This is a genomic window from Saccharothrix sp. 6-C (genome assembly GCF_016695385.1).
In the GTDB taxonomy this organism is placed as follows: Bacteria; Actinomycetota; Actinomycetes; order Mycobacteriales; family Pseudonocardiaceae; genus Actinosynnema; species Actinosynnema texasense.
In genome coordinates this window covers 8,046,860-8,062,886 of record NZ_CP064192.1, presented here as the reverse complement: position 1 = coordinate 8,062,886, position 16,027 = coordinate 8,046,860, and the positions used below count along the sequence as shown (strand labels likewise).

The window sequence follows — 16,027 nt, the reverse complement described above, 5'->3', positions numbered from 1 at the left end:
TCTGGGTCACAGATGTGTGCATGGAGAGGCCCCCGCGCCAGGGGGAGGAACGCGGGGGCCGGAGGGGATCTCCACAGGCGCTGACCGGGGGTGTGTCAGCAATTCGGATTGTTGCACGCGCACGTGTGCCTGGGGAGTGGGTTGGGCCGAAATCTTCAGGCAGTCGGTGCCCCGAACCCTGTGCTCAGCCCGTTTTTGCCCGTCGACCACACCTGGAGGGCTACCCCTTGGGGGTATCGGGCCCGTCCGGTGGCGGCTCCAGGTTGGTGATCTCGCCCTCCAAGCGCTGCACCAGGTCCTCCAGTCCCGCGAGCATCCCGTCGAGCTGGCTCATCTTGTCGCTCATCAACCGGTCGATGTCCGCCTCGATCGCGGACAGCGAGAGGCTGCCGAACAGCTCCTGCGGGTTCGCCGCCGGTGGCGGTCCGTCGGCTTCGCCGGCGCCGGCGGGCCCGGCGGTGTGGCCGGTCCCGGTCGCACCGGTCGCGTCGGACGCGGTCGCATCGGACGCGGTCGCATCGGGCGCCGGCTCGGTGGCGGCGGTGTCGGGCTCGGGCTCGCCTGCCGGCGGCGGCGGCGCGATCGCGTCGTCCGCCACCGCTGGTTCCGGCGTCTGCCCCGGTACCGGTTCGGTCATGGGTTGCACCCTCCTCGTTCGCGTCAAGCACATCACGCGACGCTTGACACCAAGTGGCCTACACGGAAAGTGACGCTCCGTTGCCCCTGAATCACTCTCCGGGGGGCTGCGGTGGTTCGATGGGCTCGCTTAGCCTCGCGCCAACCTCAAGTCGGGGAGGCGTCATGAGCGGGTCACTAGAAGTGCGTCAGTTCCTGTGGAACCAGGACGAGACGATGTCCAGGCCGGGCGGCGGTGGGGTGCCTGCCCAGCGAACCGGTGAACCGTCGAGGATCTCGGACGAGCAGGTGCACCGGGCCAGGCTGTCGGTGGCGCGCGGCGCCACCAGCGCCGAGGACTGCCGGTTGCTGCTCGACATGCTCGGCCTGTCGCCGGGCGAGGACGGGGGCGTGCCGCCCGTGCAGCGGTAGGACGCCGCAGTCGCGGCCCCTTCGGGACTCGTCCGCGAAGGGGTCGCGGTCGCTCGCGCCGCCTGCCCGGTGGTGTCGGGCAGGGTTTTGTGACACCGTTACGGAATGCTCTCCACCGCTCGGTCGACCCGGGACGCCCTCGTCGGGCGCGCCGGGTCGTTCATGACCTCGCCGGAACTCGCGGCCCGCGAGGAAGCCGCCGGCCTGCCGCCGCGCACCCTCTACTTCCGCGGCCGCACCGCGGTGCTCGGCAACCCGCCGCCCGGGGTGGTGGCGTCCGTGCTCGGCATCTTCCCCGAATGGCTGGTCCAGACGGCGCTCGTGCGCACGTTGCCCGCCGAGCGCGCGATCGAGGCGTACCTGGGCGCCTGCTGGGACTGGGCCCGCAACCACCTCGGCGGGACGCCCGAGCCGGCCCGCTTCGCCGAGCTCGCGTTCACCGTCGTCGACGGCGCGGACGCGTCCGCGCTCCCGCTGTTCCGCGGCTGGCGCGAGGTCGCCCGCCCCGACGACGGCCCGGCCGCGCTCGGCCACGCCCTGATGGTGCTGCGCGAGCTGCGCGGCGGGCTGCACTTCGCCGCGCTGCGCGCCGTCGGGCTCGGCGTGACCCAGGCCGTCGCCCTCGACCCCGGCGGCGGACGCGGACGGCTCCTGCGCACCGGGTGGCGTCCGGAGGACGCCGACGCGCTGCCGGCGGCCGTGGCGGGCCGGCCGGACCTGGCCGCCCGGTGGCGGCAGGCGGAGCAGGCGACCGACGACCGGTTCGACGACGCCTGGGCGGTGCTGACCGACGCCGAACGGGCGGAGTTCGCCGCCCGACTGCTCGCCCGGTGACTCCGGCGCACGGGCGAACCGCCGTGAACCGGGGGTGGAATCGCAGGTCAACACCGTTCGCCACCCCCGTTTTGGAGGTGTGGACCCTTGTGCCCTATGCTTACGATGCTTCCACCGGACAGCGTGGAGGGCCTGGGAAAGAAGGTGGCCCAAGGGCTGCCGGAGGAACTGGGTCCCCATCGTCTAGCGGCCTAGGACCCCGCCCTTTCAAGGCGGTAGCGCGGGTTCGAATCCCGTTGGGGGCACGCAGTACAAGTGAATGCAGTACAGTGACGAACGGCAAGACACAGCAGTAAGCAAGGCCCAGTGGCGCAGTTGGTTAGCGCGTCGCCCTGTCACGGCGAAGGTCGCGGGTTCGAGTCCCGTCTGGGTCGCAAGCCAGTTCGGCCGGTTGGTCGATCCGCTACCTGGCCAGGTAGCTCAGTTGGTACGAGCGACCGCCTGAAAAGCGGTAGGTCGGCGGTTCGACCCCGCCCCTGGCCACCAGAACGCAGAAAAGCCCTTCGCCTCCCGCGAGGGGCTTTTCTCATTTTCCGGCGATGAATCGGATGACCGCCAACGCCTGATCGTCGTGCACTTTCGGGCGCGGCCACTTCATGCGATCCGCGTCACCCGCTTCGGCCGCCCGGATCTCGTCCAAGACCGCTTCGGGCCCTTTTTCCGACGTGATGCGCAACACTGCCCGCCAGTCCTCGAACAAGCCGTAGTCGTCCACACCGCAGGACACGCCGTCGGTCGCCATCAGCACCGCGCGCACCCGGTCACGCGGCCAACTCGCCCGCACCGCCCGGTGCGCCGCGGCCGGCTCCGCCTCCGCCACCCACCAGCCGTCCTCCCGGTTGCGCCAGTCGGTGATCCGGTCGACCTTCCCCCGCAGGTCCCGCAGCCGGTTGTCGGCGACGACCTCCACGCCGGCGTCGGTGAACACGACCACCGGGCTGTCCGCGAGCACCAGGACGTCGACGGCGGTGTCGGTCCAGCGCGTGATCGCGACCGTGCTGGACGGCGAGTCACCCGGCGCCAGGCCGTGCGCGGCGGCGAGGCGGGCGATGGCCCGGGCGAGGACGTCGGCCAGGTCGTGGGGCTCCGCCGGCGCCCGGAGGTCGGCACGGTCGTCGGCGTCGAGTCGCGCCAGCTCGGCGGCGAGGTGGCGGGAGTGCCAGCCGCCGTCACGCTCCCGCGGGGTCGGCGAGGTCGCGCCGTCCAGCAGGACCACGGCGTTCGGCAGCAGGACGACCCGGTCCTCGGTGGGGCGCGGCAAGCCGTCGCGGCCCACTCCGGCCCGTTCGGCGGTGGTGATCTCCGGCATCGTCGCCGAGCCTAGTGCGTCAACCTGGGTTGACAAGTCGGCGTGTGTCAACCAAAGTTGACGCCATGACGGAAGCGACGGAGCTCGCCTCGGCGGCGGGCGACCAGGACCCCAGGGTCGGGCTGCGAGCGGTGAGCGCGCTGCGCCGGCTGCTGGAAACACTCGAAGCCGTGCAGGTGCGCAACGCCCGCGCCCGCGGCTGGTCATGGCAGGAGATCGCGGCCGAGCTGGGCGTCACCCGGCAGGCCGTCCACAAGAAGCACGGGGGACACCGATGATCGGGGAACGGTTCACCAGGGCCGCCCGCCAAGCCGTCCACGAGGCCGTCGTGCAGGCCGAACGGCTCGACGCGCCGGAGATCGGACCCGAGCACCTGGCGCTCGCGCTGCTCGACTCGCCGGTCCTGGCCGAGTTCGACCTGGCGCGGGACGAGGTGGTCGACGCGTTCGCCGCCGCCCGCCGCAAGGGCGGGCTCAGCGACGCCGACACCGAGGCGTTGCGGCGGCTCGGCATCGACGTCGACCAGATCGTGGCGTCGGTCGAGCGCAGCCACGGCGAAGGCGCGCTGGCCGGATCGCCGACCCGCCGCCGGCGGCGGTTCTTCGGCAACCACCTGCCGTTCACGGCGGCGGCGAAGAAGACGTTGGAGCGCAGCCTGGTCGAAGCCCGCGACCTCGGCCACCACTCGCTGCGCGAGGAGCACATGCTGCTCGCGCTGCTGGCGGAACACGGGTTGGTGGCCGAGGTGCTGGGGGCGCGTGGCGTGAACTACGTCGAGGTCAGGAAGCGGGTCGCTCGCTCACCCAGGTGACCAGCGGGAGGAACAGCTGGGTCAACGGGCCGATGGCGAAGGCGTACAGGACGGTGCCGATGCCGATCGTGCCGCCGAGCAGCCAGCCGATGCCGAGCACGGCCACCTCCACCACCGTGCGCACCAGTCGCAACGAGGTCCCGGTCCGCGCGCAGAATCCGGTCGTCAGGCCGTCGCGCGGGCCGGGGCCGAGGCGGGCGCCGATGTAGACGGCGGCGGCCAGGCCGTTCAGCACGATGCCGGCGGTGAGGAACAGGATGCGCGGCAGCAGGTCGGTCGGGTTCGGCAGCAGGAACAGCGTCACGTCCACCGCCAGGCCGATGACGACCACGTTGCTGACCGTGCCGACCCCGGGTCTCTGCCTGAGCGGGATCCAGCAGAGCAGGACCACGACGCCCACGAGGGCCGTGATCAGGCCGAACGACAGACCGGTGATCTTGGTAAGGCCCTCGTGCAGCACGTCCCACGGGTCGAGGCCGAGGGTGGCGCGGATCTGCAGCGCCATGCTCGCGCCGTAGAGCCACAGCCCCACCAGCAGCTGGGGGAGGCGGCGGACGGGCGAGACGGTGACCGGGACCTGGGTGAGTGCGGCGAGCATGTGGCCATCCTTCGTGTCGATTGGCCTTGTATTCCAGAGCCAATTGGCAATAATTGGCCTTATGAACTCCGATGTCCCACCAGGTGGACGCATATCCGGCTTCCGCCTGGCCAGACTGCTCGGCGAGTGGCGGCGCCGTGGCGCACGTCACGGTTCGGCGGACCTGGCCGCGGCGATCCGGATGCTGGTGCTGGACGGCCGGTTGCCCGCGGGCACCCGCCTGCCCGCGGAACGGGAGCTGGCCGAGGTGCTGCCGGTGAGCCGCACCATGATCACGGCGGCGCTGGACCAGCTGCGGTCGGAGGGGTTGGTCGCGAGCCGGCGCGGCGCGGGGTCGTGGATCAGCCTGCCGACGGGCACGCTGGGCGTCGTGCCGGACACCCCGCTGGTGGGGCACAGCATGGTCGACTTCGCGCGGGCCGCGCCGCCGGCGCTGCCGGGCGTGCTGGCGGCGTTCGACCAGGTCCGGCGCTACCTGCCGGACCACCTCGCGGACCACGGGTACTACGAGCACGGCGTCCCGCAGCTGCGGGAGCGCATCGCCGACCGGTACACGGCGCGCGGCCTGCCGACGTCACCCGACCAGATCGTGGTGACCAGCGGCGCGCAGCACGCGTTGGCGCTGACCCTGCGCCTGTTCACCGGTCCGGGTGACCGGGTGCTGGTGGAGCAGCCGAGCTACCCGAACGCGCTGGACGCGATCAAGGCCGTCTCCGCCATCCCGGTGCCGGTCGCGATGACCGACACCGGCTGGGACCTGCCCGGGATCGCCGCCGCCCTCCGCCAAGCCGCACCGCGCATGGCCTACGTCGTGGTGGACTTCCACAACCCCACCGCCCACCGCCTGGACGCCGCGGGCCGCGCCGAACTGGCCGACACCGCCCGCCGCGCCCGCACCCCGCTGGTGGTGGACGAGACGGTCGCCGAACTGGACCTCGACGGCGACCCGCTGTCCGGCCCGCCCCCGTTGGCGAAGTTCGCGGACGACCTGGTCGTGACCCTGGGCTCGGCCAGCAAGTCCCACTGGGGTGGCCTGCGGATCGGCTGGATCCGCGCGTCGGCCGAGGTGGTCCACCGCCTGATCTCCACTCGCACCGCCCTCGACCTCGGCTCGGCCGTGGTCGATCAGCTCGTGCTGGCCGAGCTGCTGGCCGACCCGGAGCCGGCGCTGCGCGAACGGCGGGCCCAACTGGCGGCGCAGCGCGACGTGCTCATGGAGGGCCTGCGCGAGCACTGCCCGACCTGGCGTTTCCGGCGGCCGGCGGGCGGGCTCAGCGTGTGGTGCGAACTGGACGCGCCGGTGAGCACGCGCATCGCGGTCGTGGCCCAGAACCACGGCATCCGGCTGGCCCCGGGCTCGCGCTTCGGCGTCCACGGCGGCTTCGAGCGCTGGCTGCGCCTGCCGTTCGTGCAGTCACCGGACGTCCTTCGCGACGCGGTCCGCCGCCTGGGCCTGGTCGCCGCGTCCGTCACGGGCCACACGGTGCTCGCCGACGCCGACCTCGCCGTGCCGGTCGCCTAGACGAGTAATGCGCAAGTCGGGGCGGTGTCCGGAGACGGACGAAGGGTGTTCAAGATCCGTTTGTGACGACAGACCTGAACACCCTTCTGACCGCACTCTACGTCAAGATCGACGATCACCTGGCGGGCAGGACCCGCGTGGGCAGACCGCCGAAGTTGACCGACGCGGAGCTGGTCACCCTCGCGGTCGCCCAGGCGCTGCTCGGGTTCACCTCCGAGGCCCGGTGGCTGCGGTTCCTGCCCGTCCGGATGCCCGGCGCGTTCCGGTACCTGCCCGGCCAGTCCGGCTACAACCGCCGACTGCGCGCCGCGTTACCACTGGTCAAGCAGGTCATGCGCTGGTTGGCGGCCGACACCGACCTGTGGACCGACACCACCTGGATCGTGGACTCCACCCCGGTCGAATGCGGACGCTCCCTGCCCACCGTGAAGCGCTCTGAGCTGGCCGGCTGGGCGAAGTACGGCTTCTGCCGCTCGCACTCACGCTGGTTCTGGGGCCTGCGGCTGCACCTGGTCTGCACCCCGGCCGGTTTGCCGATCGCCTGGGCACTGGCCGATCCGAAGATCGACGAGCGCCAGGTGCTCATGGCGCTCTGCGACCACGAACCCCACCTGCTCACCGACCGACCCGGTCTGCTGATCATCGCCGACAAGGGCTACGTCTCCGCCGAACTCGACCACTACCTCACCGAACGCGGGCTCCGGTTGATCCGGCCGTCCTACCGCAACCGGACTCCGCACCCCGGCGAGCCGCTGCTCAAAGCCGTCCGCCAGCTCATCGAGTCGGTCAACGACACGCTCAAAGGCCAACTCGACCTGGAACAGCATGGCGGACGCACCATCGAGGGCGTCGGTGTCCGCATCGCCCAACGGCTCTTGGCACTCACGGCCGCCATCTGGCACAACCGCGCCACCGGCCGACCCGTCACCCGGTCCCTGACCGCCTACGACCACTGACCGACTTACACATTACTCGTCTAGCGGCGGGGCGGGGCGGGCGGCCGCACGTGGGCCGGGGCGGTGGTGGGGCGGTGAGGTGCTGGTGCTCGGGGGCGGGGCGGGGAGTGGGGATGGTCGGGCGTGGGGTTGGGGTGGGGCGGTGGGGCGGGTGGGTTCGGGGATGCGGGGGGTGGTTGGCGGGGGTCCTCATGGTTTAACCGAGGGGCGGTAACAGTGTTTCCGTACATTTTCGGGTGAGGACCACCCGATCGTGTTAGTCCGGGCCGTCGGGATCCGGCGCAGCCCCTCGGTGAGCCGGAGCCCGACGGCGGCGGTTCGTGGACCTGCGGCGGGGACGCTCCAGGGATAGGCGTCCCCTGCCGCAGGTTCCCGTTCGGTCCCAACGCTCGCGGGGGCAGCGCGGCGACGGGACCTGGCCCGTCCTGCCAGGGCGCGGTTGGCAGGACGGGAACCCATGGGTGGTGCGCGACAGGCGTCAGTGACACGTGAGGTGCGCGAAACGACTGGTCGGACGGTGTGCGGTCACGCGTGCTCAGGGCACACGGATCCCGTCGGACCTCAGTCGGGTGAGGTGCTGGGCAGCCCCGGGACGCTGCCCGGCGACCGGCCGTCGTCCCACTGCTCGGCCGACCACGCGGCCAACGGCTTCGGGTCCGCCTGCCCGGTCAACGACGCGGTCACGCCGCCCCGGTGGCCACCGCCGCCGCTGTCCGCACCGCCCGAGGACGCCGTCGGCGCGCTCGGGGCGGGCGCCTGCTTCGGCGTCGGCGCGGGCGCGTTCGGCGCCGGCGCCTCCCAGATCACCTCGGCGTCCGGGGCGACCTGGGAGACGGCCGGTGACGGTGAAGCGGTCGGCACGGGCTGGTCGTTCCCGCGCACGGGGACGACCACGGGCAGGGGAACGGGCCGCGGGGCGTCGACGGCGACCGCGCGCGCGGCGGCCTTCTCGGCCACCTTCGCCTCGTACAGCGGCACGGGCATCGTGTTCGACACCGCGCCGGAGTAGCGGTAACCGCTCGAGTAGCCACCGCTGTGGCTGTACCCGCCGGTGTGGCCGAGACCGTCCGCGGTCGACTCCGGGTACGGCTCCTCGTCCCGGTCGGCGTCCGGTTCCGGCTCGGGCGCGACGGGCAGGACGGCCGGTCGGGACGCCAACCCGGGCAGCGCCACCCCGACGAGCGACGGTGGCTCGGCCGGTTGTGGCATGACCGCGACGGTGGTGAACGGCGCCGCGTCGGCGGGCACGGCCGACGCGATCAGGTCGGCCGCTGCCGCCTGCTGCGCGTCGATCGCCACGTTCACCGAGTCGAGGGTCTTCGCTGCCTCGTCCGGGTGGTCTTCGCCCGCGGTCGCGACCCCGGCGCACACGAACCACGCCGCCGCCGCCAGCCCGCTGACGGCGAGCGTCCGGAGCAGCAGCGAGCCACCCAGGCGCACCGCGTCGGGAGTTGCCACTGTGGATCACCACCGTTCCGGTGAGGCGAACGGGACGGACCGTTCGAGGTCGACGTTCTGCTATGTCTAGCACTGGGAACCGCATTTTCGAACGTTCTCCGGCGGAAACCGCTCGGAAGGGCGGTGCGGTGCGGCTGTCCGTGTCGCCCCACCCGTCCGCGACCACGGTCCGTCGTGCCCACCCCAGGGGGTGACGACGTGAAATGTCCGTTGTGGACGCCCGCGCCGGGTCCGCTGTGGACCGATCCTGAACGCCTGACCGGCGGATTCGGTACCAGTGGTCCGTTCCACCTGTTCGGGCGTCACTCAAGTAGGTGACGACAGGTCGGACGGTGACTGCCCGCCGCGCCGTCTGGTCCGTCACGCGACGAACCACGGCGTGGCGTGCTCGCGGCCCGAGGCGTCCACACCGCGCAGCACGAACCTGACCGGTCCGAAGGGCAGCCGCCCGACGTGGAACCGGCCCGCCGCGTCGACCTCCGCCGTCACCTGCCCGCCCGGCCACCGCGCGACCACGAGGGCGCCGACCGCGGCGGTCCCGGTGACGTCCAGGCCGCCGGCCGCCGGCGAGAGCCGCAGGTCGAGCCCGGCGAACGCCATCCGGCGGGCCGGCCCGAGCGGCTCGACGCGCACCGAGTCGAACGACGGGGCCAGGGTGAGCGCGTCGGTGCGCTCGCCCAGCGCCGAGCACGCCCGCGCGGCCAGCGACACCGGCATCGGGTCGAGGTCGTCCACCAGCTGCGCGAGGGCGTCCAGCAGTTCCCGGTCGGTCGACGCGTGCTCCAGCCCGATCACCGCGACGCCTCCGCGCCGAGGCGGCGGCGCAGCACGGCCAGGCACCGGCCGCGGGTGGCGCCCAGGCTGTTGACCGGGATCCCGACCGCTTCGGCGACCTGCGTGAACGACAGCTCCGGCGCGAACGCCGCCAGTCGCAGGATCTCCCGGCAGCGGTCGGTCAGGGTCGCGTACGCCCGCCACAGCCCGGTGTCCCGGGCCAGCGCGCGGTCCTCCGTCGTCGGCCCGTCGTCGGCCGCTTCCCACACCTCCAGCGGCACCTCCCGACCGCGCAGCCGCAGCACGGTCAGCGTCTCGCGGCGGGTGGTCGTGACCAGCCAGGCGCCCAGCCGCTCGGGGCGGCGGATGCGGGCGAGGTTCTCGGCCAGGGCGAGCCAGGTGGCTTGGCAGACGTCGGCCGCGTCCTCCGGGCCCAGCCGGTGCGAGCGCGGCACGGCCCACACCAGGCGCGCGTACCGGCGGACGATCTCGTGCCACGCGGCGGCGTCGCCGCAGCCGGCGCGGATGAGCAGCTCAGTGTTGTCCCGATCGTGCATGCTCCTTCAGAGCACCCGGTCTGACCTGGGGATACCGGCGCCGCTCGATGGTGTGGCCGGCGGAACCGGAGGTCGTTCCCGTGCGTCGCTACTCGGTTCGCAGGACGGCCGGGCGGATCGCCGAGCGCAGCGCGGGCACCGTGCACAGCGACACCACGAGCACGACGACCGCCGCGGCGGTGACGGTGGTGGCGATCTCGGTCCAGTCGACCCGGAACCGCCCGGACGGCGCGACGAGCCACGCCGTGCCGAGGCCGATCGGGACGGCCAGGCCGATGCCGAGCGCCGCGGGGATCGCCGACTGCCACAGCGCGGACACCGCGAGGACCTTCGGTGGCACGCCGTTCGCGACCAGCACCGCGGTGGGGCGGCGGCGTTCGAAGACCTGGTCGACGGCCGCCGCCGCGAGCCCGATCACGGCCAGCAGGGTGAGCAGCACCGAGCCGCCGATGACGCCGCTGCGCAGGGACGAGTACAGCTCGACCTGCCCGGCCTCGGACTGGCGGCGCAGCGTGACGCCCCGGTCGGCGCGGCCGGTGGCGGCCAGCAGGCGGTCGCCGAACGACTCGTCGGGGTCGCCGCGCACGACCAGCTCGGTCGGCGGTGTCGAGGCGAGCACGGGATCGGCGCCTCCCGCCACGACGAGCCCGAAGAGGTCGCCGCGGACCTTCCGGTACGGCGGCACGACCCAGTCCCGCCCGTTGACCCTGACCTCGTCGCCGGCCTTCGGCTCCGACTTCGCCACCCACCCCGCCAGGTACGCGGAGCCGGTCACGCAGTCCGCCACGTCGAGGCGCTCGGCGATCTCGACGCAGTCGGTGCTGGTGACGACACCACCGCCGGCGCCCTCGATCGTGTGCAGGCGCACTTCGCTGACCTGGCGCACGCCGCCGACCAGCGCGATCGCCTCCTCCAGCGACCGCACCGAGGAGTGCTGCGGCAGGTCGAGCACCCACCGGTCGGGGGTGTCCGACGGGGGCGAGGCGGTGAGCTGGGCCGCCACGCCGAGCAGGACCTGCAACGTCAACGAGCCGGTCAGCACCACGACCACGCCGGACAGCACGCGTGGCGTGCCCGCGTCGAAGCGGAGGGTCCGCAGGGCGAGCAGCGGCGCGACGCCCTCCGGTTCGACCCGGTGGGCGACCTTGCCGACGAGCCAGGGCAGCACCGCGCCCGTGCCCGCGAGGACCAGCGCGATGCCGATGCCGAGCGCGACGGCGAACCGGGTGTCGGTCATGACCTGCCAGTAGCTGCCGATCGCCGAGATCGCCGTGATCAGCGCGGCGCCCGCGCCGATCAGCCCGAACCGCCACCACGCGCGGTGCCGGGGCAGTTCGACGGCGCGGGACAGGCCGAGCGGGCCGACGTCCTCCGTGCGCAGGGCGAACAGCGCCGACAGCACGGCCACCACCGGCACGCCCAGCGCGATCAGCGCGCCGAGCAGCGGGTCGGGCAGCAGGTCGGTCGGGAAGAAGCCGACTCCCTCGACCTCGATGAACCGGGCCAGCGGCCGGGCGGCGAAGAACAGCGCCACGCCGACGAACAGCCCGAGCACCGCGCCGGTCAACGTCTCGCCGCTCGCGATCCAGCGGATCTGCGTGCGCGACGCGCCGACGAGCCGGATCGCGGCCAGGCGCTGCGCCCGGCCGGTCGCGCCGAGGCGGGTGGCGACCAGGACGAAGATGCCGAGCGGCACGAGCAGGGCGCTGATCGCGGCGACCATCAGCAGCCGGTAGACCGGCGGCAGGGTGGCGGGCGGCTGGTCGCTGCCGAAGCCGGTGGCCGGGTAGGCGCCGTCGAGGTGGGCCTCGGGCAGGCCCGCGTAGAAGATCAGCGACTTCGGTCTCGGCAGGCCCGCGTCGGCGATCACGCCGATCACGCTCTCCGGGAACCGGGCGCGGACCGAGTCTTCGGTGCGCATCAGGTCGAGCAGCTCGGGTGAGACGACCAGCTCGCCCGGTCCCGGGACGCGGCCGACGCCGGGCGGCGCGGGCGCGTCGGGCGCGGTGGCGGCGAGTTCCACGCCGGTGATGCGGCGGCCCTGCCAGGAAACGCCGACGTGGCGGGCTTTCAGCTTCGCGTCCCCCGCCGCCGAGCCGACCGGGGCGGACCCGACCGGGTGGACGGAGGCGGAGTGGACGCGTTGCGCCTTGGCCTCCCGCGCGGGACCGATCGAGGCGGCGAGCAGCAGCACGGTGACGCCGAGGCCGACGCCGGCGGCGGTGAGCGCCAACCTGGCCCACGACGTCCGGCTGCCCCCGACGGCCAGCCGGATGCCGAGGACCAGGTCGGCGGCCCACCTCATCGGCGCACGCTCCGGCCGCCCGCGCGGGTGACGTGGTGGGGGTGGTGGGGAATGGGGGTCACACCTCTTCAGACGTCTCGGAGCGCCCGGACGTGGCTTCGGGGTGCCGACTGAGATGGCGTCGCCGCCCCGGGCTTGGGGGCGTCAGGGGCGGCGACACCCCCTCGGACCTACTCGGAACGCAGGCCGAGGGCGCCGGTGGCCCGTCGCAGGGACGGCAGCGACAGCAGCGTCACGATCACGACCAGCAGCGCGGACGCGCCGCTGAGCAGCCCGATCCCGGCCCAGTCGAGCACGATCGGCGCGGAGATGATCCGCAGCAGCAAGACCGCCAGGCCGCCGCCCACGCCCACGGCCACGACGAGCGCCAGGAGCAGCGGCACGGCGTTCTGCCAGAGCAGGGAGCGGCTCAGCGCGCCGCGCGGCACACCGCTCGCCGCCAGCACGGCCAGCGGCCGCCTGCGCTCGCGGACCTGCTCCAGCGCCAGCACGAGCAGGCTCGCGCCCGCCAGCAGCAGCGTGACCAGCGAACCGGCCAGCAACGCCTGCCGGATGCTCTCGAACTCCTTGACCCGTTCGGTCACGTCGACCTCGCCGAAGTACGACGTGTAGGCGCGCCACGTCATCGGGGCCAGGGCGTTGCGGACGTGCTCGGCGATGTCCGGCCGGTCCGGGTCCACCTGCACCAGCACGCTGGCGTTGTCGGGGTCGACGGGCAGGTCCCGCGCCGCCGCCGGCGTGACCAGCAGGCCGTACCGGTACATGGACGTGTCGTCGGGCCGGGCGACCTCGGTGAACGCGGGGACCGTCCACTTCGGTCCCTCCTGCTCGCCGCTGTCGGAGTACAGGAGCACCGAGACCTCCTGCCCCGGCTCGAGCTTCGGGCGGTCGGAGCCGCGTGAGGAGCCGGGGTCGACGTAGAAGGTGTCGCCGTCCCGGCAGCCCGGCAGCGCCGCCTGCGTCCGCAGCGCCTCGCAGCTGCCGACCGTCGCCATGTGGAACTCGTTCGGGCCCGTCTGGAACGTCACGGTCCGCATCGGGAGCGCGCGCTGCACGCCCGCCGACCGGGCCAGCAGGTCCGCGGTGCGATCGGTCGCGTCGGGCGGCGAGTCCTGGAGGCTGACCACGATGCGGCCCTTGTCCGCCTCCGGGGTCGGCCGGTCCACGATCCTGGTCTGCGTGCTGGCCAGCACGGACTGCAGGGCGATCCCGCCCGCCAGGACCACGGCCACCCCGCCGACCACGCGCGCCGCCGTGCCGCTCTCCAGTTGCAGCCTGCGGATCGCCAGCTGCCACGACGGCGCGCCGCCGCGCAGCCGGCCGACCGCGCGTTCCACCACCCACGGCAGCAGCACCGGGATGCCCAGCAGGAGCAGGATGACCCCGCCGATCACGAGCACGTCGGACCCCTGGACCACCTCACCGCCGAACGCGCCCGCCTGGGTGAGCAGCGCGGCCACGCCGAGGGCGATCGGCACCACGCGCCACCAGAGCACCCGCCGCACCGGCTTCGTGCGGCGCACCACGCCCAGCGGCTCGACCACCGTGCGGCGCATGGCGATCACCGACGTCAGCACCGCCATGACGGGCACCAGCACCGCGATCAGCACCGCCAGCGGCGGCCACGGCGTCAGGTCGTCGACGAACACGCTGATCCCCAGGAGCTGGATCTCCTCGACGAACTGCCGCGCGGTGGAGAACAGCGCCGCGCCGACCGCCAGCCCGACGAACGCGCCGAGCAGCGCCTCGCCGGCCGCGATCCGGCGCACCCGCTGCGAGCCCGCGCCGACCAGTCGCAACGCCGCCAGCCTGCGGTCCCGCTCGGCGCCCGCCAAGCGGGTGGTGATGCCGACGAACACCAGCACCGGGAACAGCAGCGCGACCGACCCGACCATGATCAGCAGGATCAGCACCGGTTCGAGCTCGCGATCGGTGACCTCGCCGCCGAAGCCGATGATGGCGTTCTCGCCGTCGTGCCCGACGGACGCGTCGCCCGCGTAGAACTTCAGGTCGTGCGGGGCGATCAAGCCGCCCTGGGCGATGGTGCCGACCACCTGCTGCGGGAACCGCGCCCGCAGCAGCTCGCCGTCCGGCCCGGCCAGCAGTTCCGCCAAGGCGGGCGAGACGAAGATCTCGCCGTCGCCGGGCACCCTCGACACGCCCGGCGGCACCGGCGCGCCCGGCCCGGTGCCGCGCACGAAGTTCCCGGTGATCGCCACGCCGCGGTAGTCGGTGTTCCAGAACGTCATGTGGAGCACGTCGCCCGAGGCCTGCCCGCGCGACGCGTTCTCGTCGACGACGGGCCCGGCCGCGGACTGCCGCTCCGCGCGTTCGGTGAGCACCGTCGTCACCGACGACGCGGCCAGCAGCACGGCCACGCCGAGGCCGATGCCCGCGCCGGTCAGCGCCAGCCGCACCCACGACGTGCGCCCGCCGCCGAGCGCCAGCCGGACGCCGAGCGCGAGGTCGGCGAACCAGAGCCTCACCTGACCGGCTCCATCTCGCGGGACTTGCCGTCGCGCACCACGACCTCGCGGTCGGAGTAGGCCGCCACCCGCGCCTCGTGCGTCACCAGCACCACGGCCGCGTTGGTCTCCTTCGCCGCGGTGACCAGCAGCTGCATCACGCGCTCGCCGTTGAGCGAGTCGAGCGCGCCGGTCGGCTCGTCGGCGAACACCACGCGCGGTCCCGTGACGAGGGCGCGCGCGACGGCGACCCGCTGGCCCTGGCCGCCGGAGGTCTCGCCGGGGCGCTTGTCCGCGACGTCGGCGACCTCCAGCCGGTCCAGCCACTCGCGGGCCCGCGACTCGGCCTCCTTGCGCTTCACCGAACCCAGTCGCAGGGGCAGCGCCACGTTCTCCAGGCAGGTCAGCTCCGGCACCAGCTGGCCGAACTGGAACACGAAGCCGAAGTCGGTGCGCCGCAGCTCGCTGCGCGCGCCGTCGCCCATCGCGCTCAGCTCCACGTCGCGGTAGCGGACCGTGCCCCGGTCCGGCGTGAGGATGCCGGCCAGGCAGTGCAGCAGGGTGGACTTGCCGGAGCCGGACGGCCCCATCACGGCCACCACCTCGCCCGCGCGCACCTTCAGGCCGGCGCCGTCCAACGCGGGCGTGGGGCCGAACGACTTGTGCAGGTCGACGGCCTCCAGCAGCACGCGGGTCTGGTCCGTGCCGTTGGGCGCGTCGCCGATCGTCGGGCCGCCGATCGTCGGGTCGCCGCCGGTCAGGTCGCCGGTCACCGGGTCGTCGCTCACTTGGTCACCGCCGTCTTGAGCCGGCCGAGGCGCGCGGCGGTGAGCTCCAGCCAGCGCAGGTCGGCTTCGAGGTGGAACAGGGCATGGTCGCAGATCAGCTGGTCGGCCAGGTCGCCGCCGGCCTTGCGCTTGGTCAGGTCGCGCATCGTGGCCAGGTGGGCGGCGCGCTGCGCGTCGAGCACGTCGTCCGCGCTGCGACCGGACAGCAGCGCCAGCACGACCTTCGTGTAGAGCGTGTTCTGCAGGTAGGGCTCCGGCTTCTCGGGCGTGCCCAGCCAGTGCTCGACGTCGGTCACGCCGGCGTCGGTGATGGCGTACCGCTTGCGCTCCGGGCCGTCGCCGGACTCGACGCCCGCCTCTTCGACCAGGCCGTTGCGGAGCAGGCGCGACAGCGTGGTGTACACCTGCCCGTAGTGCAGCGGCCGGTCTTGGCCGAAGCGCTCGTCGTAGGCCTTCTTCAGGTCGTAGCCGTGCCGCGGACCTTTTTCGAGCAGTCCCAGCAAGGTGTGTCCGATCGACATGCCGGGCACTATACACACGAGGTATACACACGGTTCATAGCCCGATCGGAGCACGGGGACCGTTGGTCCGACCGGGCAGTGG

The 16,027-nt window shown here is 73.3% G+C and carries 16 protein-coding genes and 3 tRNA genes; 9 read left to right on the top strand and 10 right to left on the bottom strand.

Annotated elements, in window-relative coordinates:
• Nucleotides 1-220 precede the first annotated feature (220 nt).
• On the bottom strand, nucleotides 221-637 hold the full coding sequence (locus IOD16_RS34970) for a hypothetical protein (protein WP_201437818.1): 417 nt from the start codon (nucleotides 635-637) through the stop codon (nucleotides 221-223).
• Nucleotides 638-801: 164 nt separating this feature from the next.
• On the opposite strand from IOD16_RS34970, the gene IOD16_RS34965 reads away from it, so the two are divergent.
• The 5 genes from IOD16_RS34965 to IOD16_RS34945 all read left to right on the top strand — a co-directional run bounded on the left by IOD16_RS34965 (nucleotide 802) and on the right by IOD16_RS34945 (nucleotide 2,367).
• Nucleotides 802-1,047 carry a hypothetical protein gene (locus IOD16_RS34965; protein WP_123745109.1) on the top strand — a complete coding sequence of 82 codons (246 nt, stop codon included), beginning with the start codon at nucleotides 802-804 and terminating at the stop codon, nucleotides 1,045-1,047.
• 105 nt (nucleotides 1,048-1,152) lie between these two features.
• Complete coding sequence (locus IOD16_RS34960) at nucleotides 1,153-1,881, top strand: SCO6745 family protein (RefSeq protein WP_201437817.1); 729 nt, start codon at nucleotides 1,153-1,155, stop codon at nucleotides 1,879-1,881.
• A gap of 172 nt (nucleotides 1,882-2,053) precedes the next feature.
• Nucleotides 2,054-2,126 (top strand) — tRNA-Glu (locus IOD16_RS34955).
• A gap of 55 nt (nucleotides 2,127-2,181) precedes the next feature.
• Nucleotides 2,182-2,255 (top strand) — tRNA-Asp (locus IOD16_RS34950).
• A 35-nt stretch (nucleotides 2,256-2,290) separates the two neighbouring features.
• Nucleotides 2,291-2,367, top strand: a tRNA-Phe gene (locus IOD16_RS34945).
• Nucleotides 2,368-2,407: 40 nt separating this feature from the next.
• Here the strand turns inward: IOD16_RS34945 and IOD16_RS34940 are convergent.
• The gene (locus IOD16_RS34940) at nucleotides 2,408-3,190 is read right to left on the bottom strand and encodes a protein phosphatase 2C domain-containing protein (RefSeq protein ID WP_201437816.1); all 783 of its coding nucleotides are present in this window, start codon (nucleotides 3,188-3,190) and stop codon (nucleotides 2,408-2,410) included.
• Between the two features lie 65 nt (nucleotides 3,191-3,255).
• Between IOD16_RS34940 and IOD16_RS34935 the strand changes: the two genes are divergently transcribed.
• Entirely contained in the window at nucleotides 3,256-3,468 is a 213-nt protein-coding gene (locus IOD16_RS34935; RefSeq protein ID WP_106616971.1) for a helix-turn-helix domain-containing protein, read from the top strand.
• Complete coding sequence (locus IOD16_RS34930) at nucleotides 3,465-4,001, top strand: Clp protease N-terminal domain-containing protein (protein ID WP_123745111.1); 537 nt, start codon at nucleotides 3,465-3,467, stop codon at nucleotides 3,999-4,001. The genes IOD16_RS34935 and IOD16_RS34930 overlap by 4 nt, the downstream gene beginning before the upstream one ends.
• On the opposite strand, the gene yczE is transcribed toward IOD16_RS34930, so the two are convergent.
• The gene (gene yczE / locus IOD16_RS34925; protein ID WP_123745112.1) at nucleotides 3,970-4,599 is read right to left on the bottom strand and encodes a membrane protein YczE; all 630 of its coding nucleotides are present in this window, start codon (nucleotides 4,597-4,599) and stop codon (nucleotides 3,970-3,972) included. The two genes, IOD16_RS34930 and yczE, sit on opposite strands and share 32 nt — an antisense overlap.
• A gap of 61 nt (nucleotides 4,600-4,660) precedes the next feature.
• Between yczE and yczR the strand changes: the two genes are divergently transcribed.
• A complete protein-coding gene (yczR, locus tag IOD16_RS34920) occupies nucleotides 4,661-6,121 on the top strand; it encodes a MocR-like transcription factor YczR (protein ID WP_201437815.1) in 1,461 nt (486 codons plus the stop codon).
• A 62-nt stretch (nucleotides 6,122-6,183) separates the two neighbouring features.
• Entirely contained in the window at nucleotides 6,184-7,077 is an 894-nt protein-coding gene (locus IOD16_RS34915) for an IS982 family transposase (protein ID WP_201437814.1), read from the top strand.
• A gap of 561 nt (nucleotides 7,078-7,638) precedes the next feature.
• Here the strand turns inward: IOD16_RS34915 and IOD16_RS34910 are convergent.
• The 7 genes from IOD16_RS34910 to IOD16_RS34880 form a co-directional block, all read right to left on the bottom strand.
• A complete protein-coding gene (locus IOD16_RS34910) occupies nucleotides 7,639-8,535 on the bottom strand; it encodes a hypothetical protein (RefSeq protein ID WP_201437813.1) in 897 nt (298 codons plus the stop codon).
• 360 nt (nucleotides 8,536-8,895) lie between these two features.
• On the bottom strand, nucleotides 8,896-9,330 hold the full coding sequence (locus IOD16_RS34905) for a hypothetical protein (protein ID WP_201437812.1): 435 nt from the start codon (nucleotides 9,328-9,330) through the stop codon (nucleotides 8,896-8,898).
• On the bottom strand, nucleotides 9,327-9,866 hold the full coding sequence (locus IOD16_RS34900) for an RNA polymerase sigma factor (RefSeq protein WP_201437811.1): 540 nt from the start codon (nucleotides 9,864-9,866) through the stop codon (nucleotides 9,327-9,329). The genes IOD16_RS34905 and IOD16_RS34900 overlap by 4 nt, the downstream gene beginning before the upstream one ends.
• Before the next feature lie 88 nt (nucleotides 9,867-9,954).
• Nucleotides 9,955-12,171 carry an FtsX-like permease family protein gene (locus IOD16_RS34895; protein WP_201437810.1) on the bottom strand — a complete coding sequence of 739 codons (2,217 nt, stop codon included), beginning with the start codon at nucleotides 12,169-12,171 and terminating at the stop codon, nucleotides 9,955-9,957.
• A 170-nt stretch (nucleotides 12,172-12,341) separates the two neighbouring features.
• On the bottom strand, nucleotides 12,342-14,657 hold the full coding sequence (locus IOD16_RS34890) for an FtsX-like permease family protein (RefSeq protein WP_123745118.1): 2,316 nt from the start codon (nucleotides 14,655-14,657) through the stop codon (nucleotides 12,342-12,344).
• Nucleotides 14,654-15,376, bottom strand: coding sequence for an ABC transporter ATP-binding protein (locus IOD16_RS34885; RefSeq protein ID WP_442978138.1), 723 nt, complete (start codon nucleotides 15,374-15,376; stop codon nucleotides 14,654-14,656). The genes IOD16_RS34890 and IOD16_RS34885 overlap by 4 nt, the downstream gene beginning before the upstream one ends.
• A 44-nt stretch (nucleotides 15,377-15,420) precedes the next feature.
• Complete coding sequence (locus IOD16_RS34880; RefSeq protein WP_123748263.1) at nucleotides 15,421-15,945, bottom strand: PadR family transcriptional regulator; 525 nt, start codon at nucleotides 15,943-15,945, stop codon at nucleotides 15,421-15,423.
• Nucleotides 15,946-16,027: the final 82 nt, after the last annotated feature.

What these genes read in the sequence shown, in the direction of transcription:
- IOD16_RS34930 (WP_123745111.1), top strand. Translation starts at nt 3,465, where the DNA reads ATGATCGGGGAACGGTTCACCAGGGCCGCCCGCCAAGCCGTCCACGAG.
- IOD16_RS34895 (WP_201437810.1), bottom strand. Translation starts at nt 12,171, where the DNA reads ATGAGGTGGGCCGCCGACCTGGTCCTCGGCATCCGGCTGGCCGTCGGG.
- IOD16_RS34935 (WP_106616971.1), top strand. Translation starts at nt 3,256, where the DNA reads ATGACGGAAGCGACGGAGCTCGCCTCGGCGGCGGGCGACCAGGACCCC.
- IOD16_RS34880 (WP_123748263.1), bottom strand. Translation starts at nt 15,945, where the DNA reads ATGTCGATCGGACACACCTTGCTGGGACTGCTCGAAAAAGGTCCGCGG.
- yczR (WP_201437815.1), top strand. Translation starts at nt 4,661, where the DNA reads ATGAACTCCGATGTCCCACCAGGTGGACGCATATCCGGCTTCCGCCTG.
- yczE (WP_123745112.1), bottom strand. Translation starts at nt 4,599, where the DNA reads ATGCTCGCCGCACTCACCCAGGTCCCGGTCACCGTCTCGCCCGTCCGC.
- IOD16_RS34900 (WP_201437811.1), bottom strand. Translation starts at nt 9,866, where the DNA reads ATGCACGATCGGGACAACACTGAGCTGCTCATCCGCGCCGGCTGCGGC.
- IOD16_RS34960 (WP_201437817.1), top strand. Translation starts at nt 1,153, where the DNA reads ATGCTCTCCACCGCTCGGTCGACCCGGGACGCCCTCGTCGGGCGCGCC.
- IOD16_RS34965 (WP_123745109.1), top strand. Translation starts at nt 802, where the DNA reads ATGAGCGGGTCACTAGAAGTGCGTCAGTTCCTGTGGAACCAGGACGAG.
- IOD16_RS34970 (WP_201437818.1), bottom strand. Translation starts at nt 637, where the DNA reads ATGACCGAACCGGTACCGGGGCAGACGCCGGAACCAGCGGTGGCGGAC.
- IOD16_RS34940 (WP_201437816.1), bottom strand. Translation starts at nt 3,190, where the DNA reads ATGCCGGAGATCACCACCGCCGAACGGGCCGGAGTGGGCCGCGACGGC.